The 21,421-nt window shown below is 68.3% G+C and carries 16 protein-coding genes; 12 read left to right on the forward strand and 4 right to left on the reverse strand.

Annotated elements, in window-relative coordinates; translation table 11 throughout:
• Nucleotides 1-2,544, forward strand: a complete 2,544-nt coding sequence (pheT, locus tag J7I89_RS14775) for a phenylalanine--tRNA ligase subunit beta (RefSeq protein WP_214971735.1) — start codon at nucleotides 1-3, stop codon at nucleotides 2,542-2,544.
• Nucleotides 2,545-2,575: 31 nt separating this feature from the next.
• The gene (locus J7I89_RS14780) at nucleotides 2,576-3,232 is read left to right on the forward strand and encodes a 4'-phosphopantetheinyl transferase superfamily protein (protein ID WP_251045353.1); all 657 of its coding nucleotides are present in this window, start codon (nucleotides 2,576-2,578) and stop codon (nucleotides 3,230-3,232) included.
• 46 nt (nucleotides 3,233-3,278) lie between these two features.
• Here J7I89_RS14780 and J7I89_RS14785 read toward each other — a convergent pair whose 3' ends face one another.
• The 4 genes from J7I89_RS14785 to J7I89_RS14800 all read right to left on the reverse strand — a co-directional run bounded on the left by J7I89_RS14785 (nucleotide 3,279) and on the right by J7I89_RS14800 (nucleotide 10,972).
• Nucleotides 3,279-4,634, reverse strand: a complete 1,356-nt coding sequence (locus J7I89_RS14785; protein WP_214971740.1) for a M1 family metallopeptidase — start codon at nucleotides 4,632-4,634, stop codon at nucleotides 3,279-3,281.
• Between the two features lie 59 nt (nucleotides 4,635-4,693).
• A complete protein-coding gene (locus J7I89_RS14790) occupies nucleotides 4,694-8,629 on the reverse strand; it encodes a Pls/PosA family non-ribosomal peptide synthetase (RefSeq protein ID WP_251045370.1) in 3,936 nt (1,311 codons plus the stop codon).
• Nucleotides 8,630-8,770: 141 nt separating this feature from the next.
• Nucleotides 8,771-9,736: a quinone oxidoreductase gene (locus J7I89_RS14795; protein ID WP_214971747.1), complete on the reverse strand. Its 966-nt coding sequence runs from the start codon at nucleotides 9,734-9,736 to the stop codon at nucleotides 8,771-8,773.
• A 132-nt stretch (nucleotides 9,737-9,868) separates the two neighbouring features.
• Entirely contained in the window at nucleotides 9,869-10,972 is a 1,104-nt protein-coding gene (locus J7I89_RS14800; RefSeq protein WP_214971750.1) for an acyl-CoA desaturase, read from the reverse strand.
• A gap of 210 nt (nucleotides 10,973-11,182) precedes the next feature.
• Between J7I89_RS14800 and argC the strand changes: the two genes are divergently transcribed.
• The 10 genes from argC (at nucleotide 11,183) to J7I89_RS14850 (ending at nucleotide 21,412) form a co-directional block, all read left to right on the forward strand.
• The gene (argC, locus tag J7I89_RS14805; RefSeq protein ID WP_214971753.1) at nucleotides 11,183-12,214 is read left to right on the forward strand and encodes an N-acetyl-gamma-glutamyl-phosphate reductase; all 1,032 of its coding nucleotides are present in this window, start codon (nucleotides 11,183-11,185) and stop codon (nucleotides 12,212-12,214) included.
• Nucleotides 12,211-13,377: a bifunctional glutamate N-acetyltransferase/amino-acid acetyltransferase ArgJ gene (gene argJ, locus J7I89_RS14810; RefSeq protein WP_214971756.1), complete on the forward strand. Its 1,167-nt coding sequence runs from the start codon at nucleotides 12,211-12,213 to the stop codon at nucleotides 13,375-13,377. The genes argC and argJ overlap by 4 nt, the downstream gene beginning before the upstream one ends.
• Nucleotides 13,378-13,408: 31 nt before the next feature.
• Nucleotides 13,409-14,368 carry an acetylglutamate kinase gene (argB, locus tag J7I89_RS14815; protein ID WP_214971759.1) on the forward strand — a complete coding sequence of 320 codons (960 nt, stop codon included), beginning with the start codon at nucleotides 13,409-13,411 and terminating at the stop codon, nucleotides 14,366-14,368.
• Nucleotides 14,365-15,639, forward strand: coding sequence for an acetylornithine transaminase (locus tag J7I89_RS14820; protein WP_214971761.1), 1,275 nt, complete (start codon nucleotides 14,365-14,367; stop codon nucleotides 15,637-15,639). The genes argB and J7I89_RS14820 overlap by 4 nt, the downstream gene beginning before the upstream one ends.
• Nucleotides 15,636-16,679, forward strand: a complete 1,044-nt coding sequence (gene argF, locus J7I89_RS14825; RefSeq protein WP_214971764.1) for an ornithine carbamoyltransferase — start codon at nucleotides 15,636-15,638, stop codon at nucleotides 16,677-16,679. Before J7I89_RS14820 ends, argF begins: the two co-directional genes overlap by 4 nt.
• The gene (locus tag J7I89_RS14830) at nucleotides 16,680-17,216 is read left to right on the forward strand and encodes an arginine repressor (protein WP_214971767.1); all 537 of its coding nucleotides are present in this window, start codon (nucleotides 16,680-16,682) and stop codon (nucleotides 17,214-17,216) included. It abuts the gene before it with no gap.
• Between the two features lie 111 nt (nucleotides 17,217-17,327).
• On the forward strand, nucleotides 17,328-18,533 hold the full coding sequence (locus tag J7I89_RS14835) for an argininosuccinate synthase (RefSeq protein ID WP_214971769.1): 1,206 nt from the start codon (nucleotides 17,328-17,330) through the stop codon (nucleotides 18,531-18,533).
• 5 nt (nucleotides 18,534-18,538) lie between these two features.
• Complete coding sequence (argH, locus tag J7I89_RS14840) at nucleotides 18,539-19,966, forward strand: argininosuccinate lyase (RefSeq protein ID WP_214971772.1); 1,428 nt, start codon at nucleotides 18,539-18,541, stop codon at nucleotides 19,964-19,966.
• Nucleotides 19,967-20,104: 138 nt separating this feature from the next.
• Nucleotides 20,105-20,644, forward strand: a complete 540-nt coding sequence (locus J7I89_RS14845) for a pyridoxal 5'-phosphate synthase (RefSeq protein ID WP_214971775.1) — start codon at nucleotides 20,105-20,107, stop codon at nucleotides 20,642-20,644.
• Between the two features lie 30 nt (nucleotides 20,645-20,674).
• Nucleotides 20,675-21,412, forward strand: coding sequence for a maleylpyruvate isomerase family mycothiol-dependent enzyme (locus J7I89_RS14850; protein ID WP_214971778.1), 738 nt, complete (start codon nucleotides 20,675-20,677; stop codon nucleotides 21,410-21,412).
• The last annotated feature ends 9 nt before the right edge of the window (nucleotides 21,413-21,421 follow it).

Genomic DNA, 21,421 nt, shown 5'->3' on the forward strand with positions numbered 1-21,421 from the left:
GTGCGTATTCCCCTTTCCTGGCTGCGCGAATTCGCGCAGGTACCGGCCGGAGCAACGGCCGAAGACGTCATGGCGGAGCTCGTCAAGGTCGGCTTTGAAGAAGAAGCTGTCCACCGCCCCACGGACGGGCTGAAAGGTCCCGTCGTGGTGGGCCAGGTCCTGAGCCTGGTCAAGGAACCGCAGACCAACGGCAAGACCATCAACTGGTGCCAGGTCCGCGTTGTCCCCGAAGGCCAGGAGCAGACCCTGACCGGCAAGGGCATCGACCCCTCCGGCGTGCAGGGCATCATCTGCGGAGCCCACAACTTCGTGGAGGGCGACAAGGTGGTGGTCACGCTTCCGGGCGCCGTCCTGCCCGGCGACTTCCACATCTCCGCACGCAAGACCTACGGACACCTGTCCGCGGGCATGATCGCCTCCGTCCGCGAACTGGGCATCGGCGAGGACCACGACGGCATCCTGGTGCTCTCCCGCATCGGGCTGGATCCGGAAATCGGCACCGACGCCATGGAGCTGCTGGGCCTCTACGACCAGGCCGCCGAGATCAACGTCACGCCGGACCGCGGCTATGCCTTCTCGATCCGCGGCGTGGCCCGTGAATACGCCCACGCCACCGGCACGGCGTTCACTGACCCCGCATCCAAGGTCGCGGCTCCGGCTTCCCTTGCCGGCGGCTACGGCGTCAAGATCAACGACGACGCGCCCATCTACGGCAAGCCCGGCTGCGACCGGTTCGTCGCCCGCACCGTCCGGGGCGTCGACGCCACGCGGCCCACTCCGCCGTGGATGACTTCCAGGCTTCGGTTGGCCGGCATCCGCTCCATCTCGCTGCCCGTGGACATCTCGAACTACGTGATGCTGGAACTCGGCCAGCCGCTGCACTTCTATGACCAGGACAAGCTGTCCGGGGACATCGTGGTCCGGCGCGCCGTGGCGGGGGAGAAGCTCACCACGCTCGACGGCAAGGAGCGCGCGCTTGACCCTGAGGACCTGCTGATCACGGACGCCTCCGGCCCCATCGGCGTCGCAGGCGTCATGGGCGGCGCGTCCACCGAGGTCTCGGACGCCACCTCCACCGTCCTGATCGAGGCAGCCCACTTCGAGGAAGTGTCGATTGCCCGCTCACGACGGCGCCACAAGCTGCCGTCGGAGGCCTCCAAGCGCTTCGAGCGCGGTGTGGACTGGCAGGTGGCCAACGTCGCCGCGCAGCGCGCCGTCGACCTGCTGGTCGACCTGGCCGGCGGGACGGCAGATGAGGCGGGTACCGACGTCGGAACCGCCCCCGACGCCGTCACGATCGACCTGCCGGCGGAATTCCCCGCCGCTCGCATCGGCCTTGACTTCACTGAAGAGCAGATCGTCACCTGCCTCGAGGACCTCGGTGCCGCAGTCGAAAAGAACGACGCCAGCTGGGCAGTCTCTGCCCCGAGCTGGCGGAACGACCTGGAAACCAAGGAGGACCTCTCCGAGGAAATTGCCCGCCTGGTGGGGTACGACAAGATCCCGGCGACCTTGCCCGTGGCACCTCCCGGCCGCGGCTTCACCCGCGTGCAGCAGCAGCGCCGCCGCCTGGTCCAGGCGCTGGCGGACGCCGGGCTGACCGAGGTCCTGGCCTACCCGTTCGTGTCGAAGGCTGCCAACGACACGTTCGGCGTGGCCGAGGCGGGGGCGCCCAGGAGTGCGGTCAAGCTCGCCAACCCGATCAGCGAGGAGCACGGCTACCTGCGCACCTCGGTGCTGCCGGGCCTCATCGAGGTGGCTAAGCGCAACCACTCCCGCGGTTTCCGCGACCTGGCGCTCTTCGAAGCCGGCCTCGTGTTCCTGCCCGGCGACACCCTGGGCACGGAGTCCATTCCGCCGCTCGGCGCCAAGCCCTCCGACGAGGTGCTGGATGCACTGTACGACGGCGTTCCGGACCAGCCGCTGCACATCGCAGCCGTGCTGACCGGCCACGATTCGCCCGCCGCCGCGGGCCACACGCCCAGGGCGTGGGACTGGGCGGATGCCCTCGACATTGCCCGCCAGGCCGGCGACATCCTTGGCGTTGAGATTGTGGTGAGCCAGGGACATCACCAGGTGTTCCACCCGGGCCGCGCCGCGCAGCTTTCACTGCGCAGCGGCGAGGTGGTGGGATACGCCGGTGAGCTGCATCCGAAACTCCTGGCCGCCCACGACATGCCGGCGCGCTCCGTGGCGCTGGAGATCGACGCAGACGCACTCTTCGAGGCCGCGGCCGACGTCATTGTGGCCCGCCACATCTCCACCTTCCCGGTGGCCACCCAGGACGTGGCGCTCGTGGTGCCGCAGGAGATTCCTGCGGACGACGTGCTGGCCGCGCTGCGGGAGGGAGCCGGCGAGCTCCTGGAGGACGTGGCCCTCTTCGACGTGTACGCGGGCAAGGGCATCGAAGAAGGCAAGAAGTCGTTGGCCTTCGGGCTCCGGTTCCGTGCCGCGGACCGGACGCTGACTGCCGACGAGGCCTCGGCCGCCCGGGAGAACGCCGTTGCCATGGCCGCCTCGCGGTTCGGCGCGGTACAGCGCTAGGCCGAGCACAACCGGCCCGGGAATGGCCAGCTTGAGTAAACCACGGAAGACCACGCCAGCCGGCGTGGTCTTCCGTGCCTCTCCGGACGGTCCCGCAGACGAATCGCTGCTGGACCCGGCCGAGCTGGAGCGCGCAGGGGCCATGCTGCCGGCCGTGCGCACGTCATTCGTGTCGGGCCGGGCGGCTCAGCGGCAGTTCGCTGCCGAACTCCTCGGCATACCCGCAGGCGAGCTGCGCTGCGACTACAGCTGCCCGCGCTGCGGCACCGGCCCCGGCCTGTCCCACGGCCGGCCGGGATACGCACGGGCCGGTGTCCGGCTGCCGTTACTCCTCAGCCTGTCCCGGGCGGCAGGCTGGACACTTGTGGCAGCCGTCGTGTCGCCCGCGCCCGGACTCCGGCTCGGCGTGGACATCGAGGATCCGTCCGGAACGGGCTTCCCCGGGTTCGGGGACGTAGCGCTGACGGAAGCCGAGCGCCGGGCACTGCTCGGCCTTCCGGCCGCGGACCTGCCCTATGAACGCGCCCGCCTCTGGGCGCGGAAAGAGGCGTGGCTCAAGATGACCGGCGAAGGGCTGCTGGTTCCGCCCGGAACCGTGGACGTGCTGGGCCGTCCGGGCATTTCCGACGCCGGCGCCGGGTCAACGGGATTGCCGTCCCGGCTGGTGGCAGCAGTGGCGCTCGGCTGAACGGGCTCTCGGTTGAACGGCCGCCGGCTGAATGGGCCGCCGGGCTTCAGGCCCCCGGCATGGCCGGAAGTGCCTCTTCGTACAGCCACGGGTGCAGCAGGGATTCCGAGTCCAGGCCGGTCACACGGTCGGCGGTCAAGATGAATTCGGCGGTGGACACGGAGCCGTGGCTCCTCGTCCGGGTCCATTCCTGGAGCAGCGCGAAGAATGCCATGTCCCCGCAGGCCACGCGGAGCGCGTGAAGCGCCAGCGCACCGCGCTTGTAGACCCTGTCATCGAACATGAGCCTGGGCCCGGGGTCTCCCACCAGCAGGTTCTGGGGGCTTGAGCGAAGCCGCCGCCAGGCGGCCGCGGCCCGGGCCTGCACCGTCATGATGCCGGCCTCCTCCGACCAGATCCATTCCGCATAGCAGGCAAATCCCTCGTGCAGCCAGATGTCACCCCAGGTGCTGACCGTCAGGGAGTTTCCGAACCACTGGTGGGACAATTCGTGCGCGATGAGGCGCTGGGACTCCCAATCGGAGCGGAGATGGTTGCGGCCCAGGATGGACAGCGACTGCGCCTCGAGCGGAATTTCCAGTTCGTCCTCCGTCACCACCACCGTGTACTCCTGAAACGGATAGGGGCCAAAACAACTGACGAAGGTCCGCATCATGTCCGTCTGGCGGGTCAGCCCGGCCAGCGCAGAATGCGTGAGCGTTGCCGGGACGGCGGCGAACTGGGCCACGCCGCCGGACACGGGCAGGGTCAGGAGCTCGTACCGCCCGATCTGAACCGTGGCCAGGTACGTCGCCATGGGCTCGGCCTGTTCATAGACCCAGGTCTGCCGGCTCGACCTGGTGGTGTGCTCCACGAGCAGGCCGTTGCACACGGCCCGGTACCCGGCGTCGGTGGTGACGGAAATGCGGTAGCTAGCCTTGTTCCGCGGGTGGTCGTTGCAGGGGAACCACGACGGCGCGCCGTTGGGCTGGCCCGCGACGAGCACGCCGTCGGTGAGTTCCTCCCAGCCCACTTCGCCCCACAGGCCCCTGCGGGGCGACGGATTTCCGTCGTAGCGGATGTCAAGGGTGAATTCCGCTCCCGGTTCCAGGGCCTGCTCACAGTGCACCACGAGCTGCTCCGCCCGCTGGGTGAATCTGCGCACGCGGGAGCCGTTCAACTGGATTTTCAGGGCGCGGAGGCCGGTCATGTCGAGGACGACGGCGGACGTCCTGCGGGCGGCCACGGCGTGCAGCACCGCGCGGCCGTTCAGGCGGTTGCTGGCGAGTCTGTAGTCAAGGTCCAGTTCATAGCGCGCCACTCGGTAGGCATCCGTCCCGTGCCCCGGGACGTAGGGGTCGGTGCCGGCGGATCCGGGCACGGGCAGGACCGCCGCCGGACCGGGGGATTCTGCGGAACTCATAAAACGCGTTGCCTCACTCAGGGTGTCGTCGGGCCCGTCCGGGCATGCCGGGCTGGCCATTATTTCAGCCGGGGAGCCGGAACAGACGGCCCCGTCCAGGGGCTGACCGGGTTGCCCATCCAGTAGGTCCCTGCCGGAACGGTCTCGCCCCGCATCACCAGGGACGCCGGACCCACGGTCGCGCCCTTATCGATCCGTGCCTGCGGCAGGATGACTCCGTGCGGGCCCATCGTTGCCCCGTCTTCGAGGGTAACAGTGTCAATGCTCATGATCCGGTCGTGGAAGAGGTGGGTCTGGACCACGCACCCGCGGTTGACTGTTGAGCTGGCACCGAGGGTTACAAGGTCGGCCTCCGGCAGCCAATAGCTTTCGCACCACGTGCCGCGGCCGATCTTGGCGCCGAGGGCCCGCAGCCACCATACGAGGGCGGGCGTTCCGCTGGCAGACCTGGCGAACCAGGGCGCGCTGACCATTTCAATGAACGTGTCCACCACTTCATTGCGCCAGATGAACGAGCTCCACAACGGGTGCTCGCCGGTTTTGATCCTCCCCACCAGCAGCCATTTGGCCGCCACGGCGCTTCCGGCGGCCGCGCCTCCGGCGAGCAGGATAACCAGCCCGCCGAGTGCTGCCGCGGCACCGTAGTTGAACAGGGCTGCTAGCCAATCAAACATGACCATGACACCAAGGGCCAGGGCAACGGTCAGCATCACCGGGACGAAGCGGCACAGCTCCCAGAGGGTCCGGGCCACCTTGAGCCCGAACCGCGGCTGGAACGTCCGGGTGTCATCGGACGCAATCGCCGTCCGCCGAAGCCTGACCGGCGGGCTGCCTAGCCACGAGGTGCCGGATTTCGCCTTGCTGGGCGTTGCGGACAGCACTGCAACCAGGGAATTCTTCGGGACGTTTCGTCCGGCCGCGGTCATTCCCGAGTTGCCCAGGAAGGAACGCTTTCCGATCTTGGCCGGAGCGATCCGCATCCAGCCGCCGCCCAGTTCGTAGGAGGCCACCATCGTGTCATCGGCCAGGAAGGCGCCCTCACCTACCGTGGTCATCTTCGGCAGCAGGAGGACGGTGGAGACCTCGACATTCTTGCCGACCTTGGCCCCCAGCAGCCTCAGCCAGACCGGAGTGAAGAGGCTGGCGTAGATCGGAAACAGCAGGTCGCGTGCCATGTCCAGGACGCGTTCGGTGGCCCACACCTGCCAGCCGATGCGGCTCCGGACGCGGTAGTAGCCTTCCTTGAGGCCCATGCCCAGCAGGCGCGTGGTGCCCAGTATCAGCAGGACATTGACCAGGAACCACGTGAGGGAAGCCAGCGGCAGGGACGCCAGCAGCTGCGGCCACGCGCTGACGATGGATTCGCTTCCCCTGATGAACAGGAAGACCACGAGGGCAGCCGAAATCGCTGATGCGTAGGGAATCATGGCCAGGACCGCGGAGGCGGCAGCGAAGGCTGCGAACCAGAGCCTGCCGATGAGCGAGCTGACGGGCTGGACGGCCGGCCAGTCCTGTTTGGCCTTGCCGCGCCGTTCAGCGGGGGAGCCGGCCACAACCTGCCCGGCCTTGACCTTGCCCAGGACGGCCGAGCCCGGCTCCACCTGGGCGCCGGCGCCGATGCTCGCTCCCGGCATCAGCGTGCTGCGGGCGCCGACGGTGGCCCCGGCCCCCACGTGCACGCGGCCGATATGCACGATGTCGCCGTCGATCCACCACCCGGACAGGTCCACCTCGGGCTCGATGTTGCTGCCGCTGCCCAGCGACAGGAACCCGGTGACGGGAGGCAGCGAGTGCAGGTGGACGTTGCTGCCGATCTTGGCCCCCAGCGCCCTTGCGTAGTAGGGCACCCACGGAGCGCTGGCCAGGCTGATGGCACTTGCGAGGTCCTGGATCTGCTCGGCCAGCCAGAGCCTCAGGTGCACCCTGCCGGAACGCGGATAGGTCCCGGGCACCACGCCCCGGAGCAGCACCCGCGCCGCGGCCACCGAGATGGCCATCCGGCCCGGCGGGCTCACAAAGACCAGCCAGGACACTGCAATCCACCACCAGGACAGCGTGGGTGCGGCGGCAAAGCCTCCAAACGCGGCCAGCAGGTTGTTGGCCGCCATCAGGTAGGTGAGCCAGCGCATGCCCACGAGTATGTGCAGCGGGATGCCCATGAGGGTCTGGAAGATCTGGGATTTCAGTGCCGTGGGCCGCACCGGCCGGTCCGGTGCCGGGCCCGCGGTGGCGCCTTCGGGCAGGGACTGCCGGGCGGCGTCAATCAGGGCGCCGACGCGCGGGGTGGCGTAGATGTCCGCGACCGTGATGGTGGGATAGCGCAGGCGGAGGGCGGAGACGAGCTGGGCTGCTGCCAGCGAGCCGCCGCCGTGGGCGAAGAAGTCTGCGTCGAGGTTTGCCACGTTGCTGCCAAGGACTGCCCTCCACTGGTCGACAATCCATTGGGCGTCGTCCGGCAGGTTTAGGGGGGCGGCCGCGGCGTCCGCCGCTCCGGCCCCTTCGAGCGGCCACGGGAGGGCATGCCTGTCCACTTTTCCGCTGGTTTTCGTGGGCAGGCTTTCGACCACGGTCAGCATCGGGATCAGCGGTGCCGGCAGCGTGGCGAGAAGCTGCTCCCTGGCGGCCGCCAGATCCAGTTCGGCGTCCCCTGCCGGCGCCAGGTATCCCACGAGGACCTGGTTGCCGGCCGCCGTGGTGCGGACTGCGGCTGCGGCGCCCGCCACGCTCGGAAGTGACTGCAGGGCGGCATCGATCTCGCCGAGTTCGATCCGGCGGCCGCCGAGCTTGACCTGTTCGTCGGCACGCCCCATGAAAATCAGGCCGGCCTGTTCGTACCGGACGAGGTCGCCGGAACGGTAGGCACGGCGCCAGCCCAGCGAGGGCATGGGGGCGTACTTTTCCGCGTCCTTCAGCGGGTCGAGGTAGCGGGCCAGGCCGACGCCGCCGATGATGAGTTCACCGATTTCCCCTTCGGCCACGGGAACGTCGTCGGAATCAACCACCGCGAGGTCCCAGCCGTCGAGGGGCAGGCCGATCCTGACCGGCCTGCTGCCGCCGAGGGGCGCCGCGCAGGAAACGACAGTCGCCTCGGTGGGGCCGTAGGTGTTCCAGACCTCACGGCCCTCCACGGCAAGGCGTTCGGCGAGTTCCGGCGGGCACGCTTCGCCGCCGAAAATCAGTAGCCGGACACTCTCAAGGGACTCGGCCGGCCACAAGGCCGCGAGCGTGGGGACGGTAGAGACAACGGTGATGCCGTGGCTGATGAGCCACGGCCCGAGGTCCATGCCCGTGCGGACCAGGGCGCGGGGAGCCGGCACGAGGCACGCGCCGTGGCGCCAGGCCAGCCACATCTCTTCACATGACGCATCGAACGCCACAGACAGGCCGGCGAGCACCCGGTCCTGCGGCCCCACGGGTTCATCCTGCAGGAAGATCCTGGCCTCGGCATCCACGAAGGCCGCCGCGGACCGGTGCGGCACGGCCACTCCCTTGGGCGTCCCCGTGGAACCGGACGTGAAGATGACCCACGCGTCGTCGTCGGGATGTGCGGTCCGCGGCCCGGGAAAGGGCCGCGGACGTTTCTTGTCGGTGACGATGTCTCCGTGGGCCCGCACGATCCCGGCTACCCCCGCCTCGCCGAACACCAGCTTGGCGCGCTCGTCGGGATCGTCGGCGTCGACGGGGACATACGCCGCACCGATCAGCAGGATGGCCAGGATGGAGATGTAGAGCTCGTTCGTGCCGGAGGGGATCCTGACGCCGATCCTGTCGCCCGCGCCGAGGCCGGCCAGGTGGAGGCGGCGGCCGGCCGTCCGTACCTCGGCCATGAGCTGGGCGTAGCTCAGGGAACGGTGGCCATCGTCCAGCGCCGACGCGTCCGGAAAACGGGCTGCGGAGTTGGACAGGATGTCGAGCAGCGTCCGCTCCGGCGGCGCCGCGGCGGCACCCGGCAGTTGGGGGGCGTGCACGACGGCGGGCGTCGCTTCGCCTGTCAGGGCGCCGATGGTGCCGGTTGTCTGCGGAAGCGGCTCATTCACAGTTGGATTCTTTCCCGGCAAGATGAACGGAAGGTGTCGCGGTTTACCTGGTGTTAACCAGAGGCCTGTTAACCAGGCGCCGGCGCAGGGCCTGCCTGACTAGGGAACCAGCAGCACTTTGCCGGTGGTGCGGCGGCCTTCGAGGTCCTCATGGGCCTGCCGGGCCTCGGCCAGCGGATACGTGGCGCCGATCCGGACGCTGAGGTCCCCGTTGGCTGCGGCCGCGAAGATCTCTCCGGCGCGCCAGTGCCGCTCCTGCTCATTGAGCAGGAAATGGGCGAGCGACGGCCGTGTCAGCGTCAGGGATCCGCCGGCATTCAGCCGCTGGGGCTCAAAAGCCGGGACGGGACCGGAGGCGGCGCCGAACAGGACCAGGGAACCCCTGGTGCGCAGGCAGGACAGTGAACCGTCGAACGTGTCCCTTCCGACGCCGTCGTACACCACGTGCACGCCGGCCCCGTCCGTCAGTTCCCGGACGTGGTGCGGGAAGCCGTGGTAGCGCAGCACATGGTCCGCGCCGGCTTCCCGGGCGAGTGCTTCCTTCTCATCAGTGGAAACAGTGGTGATGACGCGTGCTCCCTTGGCTTTGAGCAACTGGATCAGCAGGAGGCCGACTCCGCCGGCGCCGGCATGCGTCAGGACCGTGTGGCCGGGTTCCACGCGGAAAGAGGAGTTGATGAGGTAGTGGGCGGTCATGCCCTGCAGCGGCAGTGCGGCCGCCGTGAGATCGTCCAGGCCGTCCGGCACGGGAAGGGCCTTCCTGGCGTCCAGGACGGTGTAGCCGGCGTAGCACCGCGAACCTTCAGCGGTGGCCACCCGGTCTCCGACGGCGAAGGTGGTGACGCCCTCGCCGATTTCTTCGACGGTTCCCGAGGCCTCGGAACCGGGGGTGAACGGGAACGGCACCTTGTACGTGCCGTTCCGCTGGTAGGTGTCAATGAAGTTGACGCCGGCGGCCGCCACCTTGACGAGGAGCTGGCCCGGGCCCGGAACGGGGCGGTCCACCTCCGCGAAATCCAGGACTTCGGGTCCGCCGGGCTGCGGGGCAACGATGGCGTGCGTCATTGAATCTCTCCTTCTCCGGCCCGGGACCTCCGGCACCTGATCCTCATCTCATCCTAGGGACCGGGGCGCTGAAGGGTGAAGTCGGACCGACGTTCAGTAACGCGGTTCAGTAACGCCGTTCCCTAACGCGGCTCAGTAACGCCGGGTGACGGTGGCCATGGGGCATTCGAAGCGCCGACCGGCGGCGAGGCCCACCTCGTTGAGGTAGCGGACGATGATGCCGTAGGACGCCGTGAGCGTCGTCTCCGTGAAGGGAATGCCGTGGGTGTCGCAGTACTGCCGCACGATCGCCGTCGCCTTGTGCAGCTGCGGGCGGGCCATGTCGGGGAAGAGGTGGTGTTCGACCTGGCGGTTGAGGCCGCCGAGCAGGATGTCCATGAACCGGCCGCCGGAGATGTTCCGGGAGGTGAGGACCTGCCGGCTGAGGAAATCAACGCGGCTGTCTGCCGGAAGGACCGGCATGCCCTTGTGGTTGGGCGCAAAGGAGGCCCCCATGTAGAAGCCGAAAACGGCGAGCTGGACGCCGATGAAGGCGAAAGCCATGCCGATCGGAAGGAAGGTGAAGGCGAGGATCGGAAGGACACTGAGCCTGGCCAGGAGGATGGGCAGTTCAACCCAGCGGTGGGTGACCTTGGCGCGGCGGAAGATGAAGCGGACCGAATCAATCTGCAGGCCCAGGCCCACGAGGAACAGCAGCGGGAAGAAGAACCAGCCCTGTTTGCGGGTGAGGAACGAGAGGCGGCCCTGGCGGCCGGCGGCGGCTTCCGGGTGGAACGCGAGGGCGCCCGTGGCGATGTCCGGGTCCTTGGAGATGACGTTCGGGTGGTTGTGGTGCGCCCCGTGTTTCTGCTCCCACCAGGAGTAGCTGATGCCGGCCACGGAGGTGGCGATCAGCCGCGCCGACCAGTCGTTGGCCCGCCGGGAGGCAAAGATCTGGCGGTGCCCCGCTTCATGGGCGAGGAAGCTCAACTGCGTGCAGATGATTCCTAGGGCTGCCGCGATGAGGAGCTGGAACCAGCTCTGTCCGATCAGCGCGAAGCCAAACCAGGTGGCCGTCATCAGAACCACGAGGCTCGAAAAAATGGTGATGTAGAAGCCTTGGCGACGTTCCAGCAACCCGGCTGCGCGGACTGATTTCAGCAGTTCCGAATAGCTCTGGGTCACGTGATTGGACTGGCTGATCCTGGATTGGCGGACCCCTGACTGCGGGCGCTCTGAAGTGATGGTGGGGGTCATGAACGGCCTGCCTCGTAACTGTTACGGGCAACGCTGCAGCCGACATTCGGCCTGCGCGGTCTGGATCACCCACGTTCAAGCATACGCCGGGAGTGCGTGTCCAATTGTTTCGGGAGCTCCCGCGGCGGTCTTGGGGGTCATTCAGGGGGCACCATTGTGGCATGCATAAATATCGGAACCTATGCATACTCTTGCTGTATAGTCGTTCCCATGACTATTTCTGTTGCCGTCTCCGGCGCTAGCGGCTATGCCGGCGGCGAAGTGCTCCGCCTCCTGGCCGGTCATCCGGACGTCACCATCGGTGCCATCACCGCGCACAGCAACGCCGGTTCCAGACTAGGCGAACTGCAGCCGCATCTCCATGGTTTGTCCAGCCGCATCCTTGAGGACACCACCGTGGAGAACCTCTCGGGCCACGACGTCGTGTTCCTGGCGCTGCCGCACGGCGCCTCGGCAGAGATAGCCGCGCAGCTGCCTGAGGGCACCGTGGTGATCGACGCCGGTGCGGACCACCGCCTGGAAGACGCCGCCGCTTGGGAAAAGTTCTACGGCTCCGCGCACGCCGGCACATGGCCGTACGGGCTGCCGGAACTCCCCGGCCAGCGCGAGAAACTCAAGGGCGCCACGCGGATCGCCGTGCCCGGCTGCTATCCGACGTCGGCCCTGCTGGCGCTCACACCCGGATTCGCGGCAGGGCTGCTGCAGGGGGCGGACGTCGTCATCGTAGCCGCCTCGGGCACGTCCGGGGCCGGGAAGGCCGCCAAGGTGAACCTGATCGGCGCCGAGGTCATGGGGTCCATGAGTCCGTACGGCGTGGGCGGCGGCCACCGCCATACACCGGAAATCGAGCAGGGGCTCGGGAACGCCGCGGGGGAGCCCGTGACCGTTTCCTTCACTCCCACGCTGGCCCCCATGAGCCGCGGCATCCTCACCACCGCCACGGCCCGGGTCAAGCCCGGAGTGACGGCCGAACAACTGCGCAGCGCCTGGGCCGAAGCCTACGACGACGAACCGTTCGTGCACCTGCTCCCGGAAGGCCAGTGGCCCTCCACGAAGTCGGTCCAGGGTTCCAACCACGCCGCCATGCAGCTGGCCTTCGACGAACACGCCGGCCGCGTCATCGTCACGTGCGCCATCGACAACCTCACCAAGGGGACCGCAGGCGGCGCCGTGCAGTCCATGAACATTGCCCTCGGCCTGGCGGAAACCGCCGGCCTCAACCTGCAGGGAGTTGCCCCGTGACCGTTACCGCACCCCTGGGATTCCGCGCCGCGGGCGTCAAGGCCGGCCTCAAGGCCTCCGGGAACCCGGACCTCGCCCTCGTGGTCAACGACGGCCCGTCTAAGGCGGCCGCGGCCGTCTTCACGTCCAACCGGGTGGCTGCCGCCCCCGTCCACTGGTCCCGCCAGGTCGTGTCGGACGGCCGCGTGGACGCCGTCATCCTGAACTCCGGCGGAGCCAACGCCTGCACCGGACCGCAGGGCTTCCAGAACACCCACACCACGGCGGAGAAAACAGCCGAAGTCCTCGGCATTTCAGCCACCGACGTCTTCGTCTGCTCCACCGGACTGATCGGCGAGCAGCTCCCCATGGACAAGATCGTCCCGGGGATCGACGCCGCGGCTGCTGCCCTCAGCGCGGACGGCGGAGCGGACGCCGCGACGGCCATCATGACCACGGACACGGTGCCGAAGCAGGCAGTCTTCACCGGCGTGGACGCCGAAGGCAACGAATTCACCATCGGCGGTATCGCCAAAGGCGCCGGCATGCTGGCGCCCGGCCTTGCCACCATGCTGGTGGTCCTCACCACCGACGCCGACGTCCAGCCGGAAATGCTCGACGTCGTCCTTCGCGACGCCACGCGCGTCACCTTCGACCGGGCGGACTCCGACGGCTGCATGTCCACCAATGACACCGTGGTCCTGATGGCCTCCGGTGCCTCCGGTGCCGTGCCGTCCGCCGAGGCGTTCGGCGAAGGCCTGACCAGCGTGTGCGCCGAGCTGGCCCGCAAGCTGATCGGCGATGCCGAAGGCGCCAGCCATGACATCGCCATCCGCACATTCAACGCGGCCAGCGAACGCGACGCCGAAATCGTCAGCCGTGCCGTGGCCCGGTCCAACCTCTTCAAGGCCGCCATTTTCGGCAAGGACCCGAACTGGGGACGCGTCCTGTCCGCGGTCGGAACAACGGACGCCGCCTTCGAACCCGACGAACTGAACGTCTCCATGAACGGCATCCAGATCTGCCAGAACGGCAGCATCGGCCAGGACCGCAAGCTCGTGGACCTCGAACCGAGGGAAGTGCTGGTGGAGATCGACCTGCAGGCCGGCGCCGCGGAAGCCACCATCTGGACCAACGATCTCACCCACGAGTACGTCCACGAGAACAGCGCCTACTCAAGCTAGATCCACCCAGCCACCCCTGGAGAACAGCAGCATGAACACCCAGACCCGCGAGACCACGTCCATGAGCGATGCCCAGGGCAAGGCCGGCACGCTGATCGAGGCCCTGCCGTGGATCCAGCGCTTCGCCGGAACCACCATGGTGATCAAGTACGGCGGCAACGCCATGGTCAACGATGAACTCCGCCGCGCGTTCGCTGAAGACGTCGTGTTCCTCCACCATGTGGGGATCCACCCCGTGGTGGTCCACGGCGGCGGCCCGCAGATCAACGCCATGCTGAGCCGGCTGGGAATCGAATCCGAGTTCAAGGGCGGCCTGCGCGTCACCACCCCCGAGGCGATGGACGTGGTGCGCATGGTCCTCACCGGCCAGGTGGGCCGCGAGCTCGTGGGCCTGATCAACTCCCACGGTCCGTACGCCGTGGGCATGTCCGGCGAGGACGGCGGCCTGCTGCGCGCCGTCCGCACCGGAACGGTCGTCGACGGCGAAGAGGTGGACCTGGGCCTGGTGGGCGAGGTTGTGGGCGTGAACCCGGAGGGAATCGTCGACATCCTGGCCGCAGGCCGGATTCCGGTGATCTCCACCGTGGCCCCGGAAATTTTCGACGACGGCACGGGCGACGGCGGAGGGCAGCGGGTCCAGACCACCGGGCAGGTCCTCAACGTCAATGCGGACACCGCCGCTGCCGCGTTGGCCGAAGCGCTGGGCGCCTCCAAGCTGGTGATCCTGACCGACGTCGAAGGCCTGTTCGCGAACTGGCCGGACCGCTCGTCCCTGATTTCGTCGCTGACCGCCTCCGAACTCCGGGATCTTCTGCCGTCGCTCGAATCCGGCATGATCCCCAAGATGGAGGCCTGCCTCAAGGCAGTCGACGGCGGGGTGGAGCGTGCGCACATCGTGGACGGGCGCCTGGCCCACTCCATGCTGCTTGAAACATTTACGACGGCGGGGATCGGTACGCAAGTGGTCCCGGACGAGGAGACGAACGCATGAGCAACCTTGAACAATCAGCAGTCGTTGAGCAGTCGCCGGTGGCTGAGCTGGTAGAAACGCGCGGCCATGCCGGCGCCGAATGGCTGGCGCGCTACTCGTCATCGCTCATGGGCGTCTTCGGCACGCCCCAGCGCGTCCTGGTCCGCGGAGCCGGCTGCCTGGTCTGGGACGCCGACGGCAAGGAATACCTGGACCTGCTCGGCGGCATCGCGGTGAACGCCCTGGGCCACGCCCACCCGTTCGTGACCTCGGTGATCGCCAGCCAACTGGCCACGCTGGGGCACGTTTCGAACTTTTTCACCAGCCCCACGCAGATCGCCCTGGCCGAGAGGCTGCTGGCACTGAGCAAGGCGCCGGCGGGCTCGAAGGTCTTCTTCACCAACTCCGGCACCGAGGCCAATGAGGCCGCCTTCAAACTGGCCCGCCGTAATTCGGCCGGACCTGACGGCAAGCCCAGGACCAGGATCATCGCGCTGGAGGGCGCCTTCCACGGCCGGACCATGGGGGCTCTGGCCCTCACGGCGAAGGAAGCCTACCGGGCTCCCTTCGAACCGATGCCCGGCGGTGTGGTGCACATTCCGTTCGGCGACATTGACGCCCTCCGCAACGCAGTGGACGACACCGTCGCCGCCGTCTTCCTGGAACCCATCCAGGGCGAAGCCGGCGTCCGGCCCCTCCCGGCCGGCTACCTGCAGGCGGCCCGCGAGCTCACGTCGCAGGCCGGTGCCCTGCTGATCCTGGATGAGGTGCAGACGGGCATCGGCCGCACCGGAAAATGGCTGGCCAGCGAAGACGCCGGGATTGTTCCCGACGCCGTGACCCTGGCCAAGGGGCTCGGCGGCGGTTTCCCCATCGGAGCCCTTGTCACGTTCGGCGAAAAGACCTCGTCCCTCCTGACGGCCGGACAGCACGGCACCACGTTCGGCGGAAACCCGGTGGCCACGGCCGCCGCCCTGGCCACGCTCCACGCCGTCGAAAGCCAGCACGTGCTGGACAACGTCCGGGCGGTGGGGGAGCATCTCCGCGCCGCCCTGGCCGCCGTCGACGGTGTCACGGAGGTCCGCGGGGAGGGACTCCTGATCGGCTTCGACCTCGACGCCGAGGTTGCCCCCGCCGCCGTGACGGCCGCGCTCGACGCCGGCTTCATCATCAACAGCCCCGGGCCGCGGACCATCCGCCTGGCCCCGCCGCTGATCCTCACGGAAGATCAGGCGGACCGTTTTCTGGCCGCCCTTCCGGCCATCCTGCAAACCGCAAAGGAAGCACAGTGACTGCAGCAGTGACTCCCAAACCCCTGACCCGCCACTTTCTCAAGGACACCGACCTCAGCCCGGCCGAGCAGGCCGAGGTCCTGGAGCTGGCCGTCCGCCTGAAAGCGGCGCCCTACAGTGTCCAGCCCTTTGCCGCAGACGGCAACGGCCGCAAGACCGTGGCCGTGATCTTCGACAAGACCTCCACCCGGACCCGGGTTTCCTTCGCCACCGGCGTTGCGGACATGGGCGGCAACGCCCTGATCATCAACCCCGGCGAGGCGCAGATCGGCCACAAGGAATCCGTGGAGGACACGGCCAAGGTGCTGGAGCGCATGGTCTCCACCATCGTGTGGCGGACCGGCGCGCACTCGGGCCTGGTCGCGATGGCGGAAAACTCCCGGGTTCCCGTGATCAACGCCCTCTGCGATGACTACCACCCCTGCCAGCTGCTGGCGGACCTCCTGGCCGTCAAGGAGCACAAGGGCGAACTCAAGGGGCTCACCATGGCCTACCTGGGGGACGCCGCCAACAACATGGCCAACTCCTACCTGCTGGCCGGTGTCACCGCCGGAATGCACGTCCGGATCGCCGGCCCCGAAGGCTACCTGCCGGCGGACGGCATCGTGGCGGCAGCCCGGGAACGCGCCGCCGAAACCGGCGGCTCCGTCCTCATCACCACGGACGCCGCGGAAGCGCTCAAGGGCGCTGACGTCGTGGCCACCGACACCTGGGTGTCCATGGGCCAGGAGGCGGAAAAGGAAGCCCGGCTGCAGCTCTTCCGCGAGTACTCCGTCGACGAGGCCGCAATGGCGCACGCGGCGGAAGACGCCGTCGTGCTTCACTGCCTTCCCGCCTACCGGGGCTATGAAATTTCGGCGGGCGTCATTGACGGCCCGCAGTCCATCGTCTGGGACGAGGCCGAAAACCGCCTGCACGCGCAGAAGGCACTGATGGCCTGGCTCATGCACCAGTCCGGACTGGCAGTTGTCGACGGGCTGGCGCCGGTCGATGGGCTGGCGCCGGTGCCAGGGCAGACGCCGGCCACCGGGCAGGCCTAGTTGTCCGTCCAGCCCCCGTCGCCGGGCGCGAGCCCGGCCACCAAGACGGCCCGCCAGGCGCGGATCACCGCGATCCTGACGGGCGAGTCGGTGCGCTCCCAGGCCGAGCTTGCCGCGCTGCTGGCCGACGACGGCGTACAGGTCACCCAGGCCACGCTGTCCCGGGACCTCGTGGAGCTCGGGGCCGTCCGCGTGCGCGGCAAGGAGGGCGTCCTGGTTTATGCCGTCCCCGGCGAGGGCGGGGAACGGGCTGCCAAGAGCGGGGTCAGCCAGGAAATCCTCGACGCGCGGCTGGCCAGGCTGTGCGGGGAGCTGCTGGTGACGGCCGAGGCCTCCGCCAACATCGCCGTGCTGCGGACCCCTCCCGGGGCCGCGAATTTCCTCGCCCTGGCGATAGACCATTCCGTGATGCCGTCCATCCTGGGCACCATTGCGGGGGACGACACCGTGCTGCTGGTTGCCCGGGATCCGCAGGGCGGGCCCGAGCTTGCGGCGCGGTTCCTGCAGCTCGCCGAGGAAGCCGGCACCAGCCAGTAGCCGGCCGCCACGCGGCTGCGTGCGGCGGTGTGGCAGGCTTTACCGAACGAATTTTTTCAGGCGAATTTCTTCAGACAAGCATGATCAACAAAACAACTAAGGAGCATTTCCGTGACTGAGCGTATTGTTCTGGCCTACTCCGGTGGCCTGGATACTTCCGTAGCCATCGGCTGGATCGGTGAAGCCACCGGCGCCGAGGTCATCGCCGTGGCGGTCGACGTCGGGCAGGGCGGCGAATCGCTGGAGACCATCCGCCAGCGCGCGCTGGGCTGCGGCGCCGTGGAGGCCTACGTGGCCGATGCGAGCGACGAATTCGCCAACGAATACTGCGTGCCCACGCTGAAGGCCAACGCCCTCTACCAGGGCCACTACCCGCTGGTGTCCGCCATCTCCCGTCCGGTGATCGTCAAGCACCTGGTCAAGGCCGCCCGCGAATTCGGCGCCACCACGGTGGCCCACGGCTGCACCGGCAAGGGCAACGACCAGGTCCGCTTCGAAGTGGGCATCCAGACCCTCGGCCCGGACCTGAAGTGCATCGCCCCGGTCCGCGACCTCGCCCTGACCCGCGACAAGGCCATCGCCTTCGCCGAGGAAAAGGGACTGCCGATCGAGACCACCAAGAAGAACCCGTACTCGATCGACCAGAACGTCTGGGGCCGCGCCGTCGAGACGGGCTACCTCGAGGACATCTGGAACGCCCCCACGAAGGACATCTACGACTACACTGCCGCCCCGGAATTCCCGCCGGCCCCGGACGAGGTCACCATCTCCTTCGAAGCCGGCGTTCCGGTCGCTATCGACGGCGTCAAGGTCACCCCGCTGCAGGCCATCAAGGAACTGAACCGCCGCGCCGGCGCCCAGGGCGTGGGCCGCATCGACGTCGTCGAGGACCGCCTCGTAGGCATCAAGTCCCGCGAAATCTACGAAGCCCCGGGTGCCATGGCGCTCATCACCGCGCACAAGCACCTCGAGGACATCACCATCGAGCGCGAGCAGGCCCGCTTCAAGGCCACTGTCGGCCAGCGCTGGGCCGAACTGGTCTACGACGGCCAGTGGTTCTCCCCGCTCAAGCGCTCCCTGGACGCGTTCATCGAAGACACCCAGAAGTATGTCTCCGGCGACATCCGCATGGTGCTGCACGGCGGCCAGGCGATCGTCAACGGACGCCGCTCCGAGACGTCGCTGTACGACTTCGACCTCGCCACGTACGACACCGGCGACACGTTCGACCAGTCCATGGCCCGTGGCTTCATCGAGCTGTGGGGCATGTCCGCCAAGGTCGCCTCCGGCCGCGACATCCGCGTCGCAGGAAAGTAGTCCCTGTGGCTGAGCAGAAATCGGAAGCCACAAACACAGGCGCCTTGTGGGGCGGCCGGTTCGCCGGCGGTCCCGCGGACGCCCTCGCGGCACTGAGCAAGTCCACGCACTTCGACTGGCGCCTGGCCCGCTACGACATCGCCGGATCCAAGGCACACGCCCGCGTGCTGCACAAGGCCGGGCTGCTGGACGGCGCCGAACTCGAAGGCATGCTCGCTGCCCTGACCCAACTGGATGACGACGTTGCGTCGGGCGCCTACGTGCCGGCGGAGTCCGATGAGGACGTGCACGGTTCGCTGGAACGCGGGCTGATCGAGCGCGCAGGAACCCAGCTCGGCGGCAAGCTTCGCGCCGGGCGGTCCCGCAACGACCAGGTGGCCACCCTTGGCCGCATGTTCCTGCGCGACCATGCCCGGATCATCGCCCGCGGCGTCCTCGCCACGATCGACGCGCTGGTGGACCAGGCCAAGGCGCACCAGGGAGTGGCCATGCCGGGCCGCACCCACCTCCAGCACGCCCAGCCTGTCCTGCTCAGCCACCACCTGCTGGCCCATGCTTGGGCTCTGCTGCGCGATGTGCAGCGGCTTCAGGACTGGGACAAGCGCGCGGGGGTTTCGCCCTACGGTTCCGGCGCACTGGCCGGCTCCTCACTGGGGCTGGACCCGGAGGCCGTGGCAGCTGACCTGGGCTTCTTCTCGGCCACGCACAACTCGATCGACGGCACCGCCTCCCGCGATGTCTTCGCCGAGTTCGCGTGGGTCACGGCCATGATCGGCGTGGACCTGTCCCGGGTGTCGGAGGAGGTCATTTTGTGGGCCACCAAGGAGTTCTCCTTCGTGACCCTGCACGATTCCTACTCCACCGGCTCCTCGATCATGCCGCAGAAGAAGAACCCGGACGTGGCCGAACTGGCGCGCGGCAAGGCCGGCCGGCTGATCGGCAACCTCACCGGGCTGCTGGCCACGCTCAAGGGACTGCCGCTCGCGTACAACCGCGACCTGCAGGAGGACAAGGAACCGGTGTTCGACGCCGCCGACACGCTGGAATTGCTGCTCCCGGCCGTCTCCGGCATGATCGCCACGCTGAAGTTCAACACCGAACGAATGGAGTCCCTGGCACCGCAGGGCTTCGCGCTGGCCACGGACATCGCCGAATGGCTGGTCCGCCAGGGTGTTCCGTTCCGCGAGGCGCATGAGCTCTCCGGTGCCGCTGTGAAACAGGCGGAAAGCCGCGACGTCGAGCTCTGGGACCTGACGGACGAGGAGTACGCGGCCATATCGGAACACCTCACGCCCGAGGTCCGCACGGTCCTCAGTACGGAAGGCTCGCTCAACAGCCGGAACTCGCAGGGCGGGACGGCGCCGGCCGCCGTCGAACGCCAGCTAGCCGCCCTCGAAAGCGAGCTCGCCGGCGTCCGCGAGTACGCGGGCTAACAGCCACACGCTCTCTCACTTGTTGCAGCTTTTTGGCCGACGCTCCTGCACCACCTGCAGGAGGGTCGGCGGATTTTCTGCGAAAAGTGAGAGAGCGTTGTGCGTTTACCGCCGAAGACTCACCACTACCATTGCGCCATGAGCGATGCCTTCCGCCAGTACCTGCGTGCCCTCCCGGACTTCCCGGAAGACCTTCCGGAGTTCAACCCCGACGAGGCACCGGACGACCCCGCCGAGCTCTTCCGCCAATGGCTCCGCGAAGCCCTGGCCGCGGGCGTGCCGCAGCCGCATGCGTGCAGTCTGGCCACCGCCCGCTACGACGGCCAGCCGTCCTCCAGAACGCTGATCCTCAAGAACATCGACCACGACGGCTGGCACATCGCCACTTCCAGGTCCTCGCGTAAGGGCCGGGAGCTCGCCGCCAACCCCAGGGCGGCGCTGAACTTCTACTGGCCGCCACAGGGCAGGCAGGTCCGCGTTGCGGGGCCCGTGGTGGAGCTCTCCGCCGAGGCGTCCGCAGCGGACTGGAACGCCAGACCCGGCGCCGACGGATCGGACAATCCGGACTGGCAGCTGTACGCCGTTCACCCGCTGGAGATTGAATTCTGGCAGGCCCGGCACGACCGCCGGCACATCAGGCACTTCTACGGCCCCGGCCGGGCGCGGGACCTGCGTTAAGCCAGATTAACTGTCCGCTACGATTGCCGTATGACCGCAATCACACCGGACACGCTGCTCGCCGAACTCCACAAAGCTGCCGACGTCGTTGCCGCCCAAGCCGGCAAACTCACCGAAGAAGACGTCCCGGCACCCTCACTGCTGGCGGGCTGGACCCGCGGACATGTGCTGGCGCACATCACCGGAATCTCGAATGCCATGGCCCGGCAACTGGAATTCGCCGCCCGCGGTGAAACGGTGGAGCTGTACGACGGCGGCTACGACGGCCGCACGAATGCCATCGAAGCGGCCGCCGGCCACGGGATCGACGAACACCGCCGCGACCTCGCCGCGGCGCTCGAACGGGCCCTGCAGGCGTTCGACTCGCTTGAACCCGGCGGCTGGCAGGTTCCCATTTCCTACCGCGGGGGAGTGGTGTTCGACGGCGGCCTGGCCTTGTGGCGCGAGCTCGTGATCCATGCGTCCGACCTCGGCACCGGGCGCGGGCCGGAAACCTGGAGCAGGCAGTTCTGCGAAAGCCTCTTCGATTTCCTGTCGGCCCGCGTGCCGGAGGGACAGAAGTTCGTGCTCCAGCCCCTCGGCTTGCCGCCCGTGGCAATCGGTGCCGGCGGGCGTTCCACGGTCATCAGCGGAATGGTCACTGACATCGCGGCGTGGCTCGCCGGCCGCGAACCTTCACTCGGAAGCTTGCGCGCCTCGGCGGCGGCCGACGGCGTGGATCTGCCGGAGCTGCTGCCATGGCCGTCGGGAGTTCCGGCGTCCAAGTAGGGACGCGGC

Source organism: Arthrobacter sp. ISL-5 (assembly GCF_018613835.1).
Taxonomy (GTDB): Bacteria; Actinomycetota; Actinomycetes; order Actinomycetales; family Micrococcaceae; genus Arthrobacter.

Coding starts and splice junctions, on each gene's coding strand:
- J7I89_RS14850 (WP_214971778.1), top strand. CDS start 20,675: ATGACCGCAATCACACCGGACACGCTGCTCGCCGAACTCCACAAAGCT.
- J7I89_RS14800 (WP_214971750.1), bottom strand. CDS start 10,972: ATGACCCCCACCATCACTTCAGAGCGCCCGCAGTCAGGGGTCCGCCAA.
- J7I89_RS14820 (WP_214971761.1), top strand. CDS start 14,365: ATGAGCAACCTTGAACAATCAGCAGTCGTTGAGCAGTCGCCGGTGGCT.
- argB (WP_214971759.1), top strand. CDS start 13,409: ATGAACACCCAGACCCGCGAGACCACGTCCATGAGCGATGCCCAGGGC.
- J7I89_RS14845 (WP_214971775.1), top strand. CDS start 20,105: ATGAGCGATGCCTTCCGCCAGTACCTGCGTGCCCTCCCGGACTTCCCG.
- J7I89_RS14785 (WP_214971740.1), bottom strand. CDS start 4,634: ATGAGTTCCGCAGAATCCCCCGGTCCGGCGGCGGTCCTGCCCGTGCCC.
- J7I89_RS14795 (WP_214971747.1), bottom strand. CDS start 9,736: ATGACGCACGCCATCGTTGCCCCGCAGCCCGGCGGACCCGAAGTCCTG.
- argC (WP_214971753.1), top strand. CDS start 11,183: ATGACTATTTCTGTTGCCGTCTCCGGCGCTAGCGGCTATGCCGGCGGC.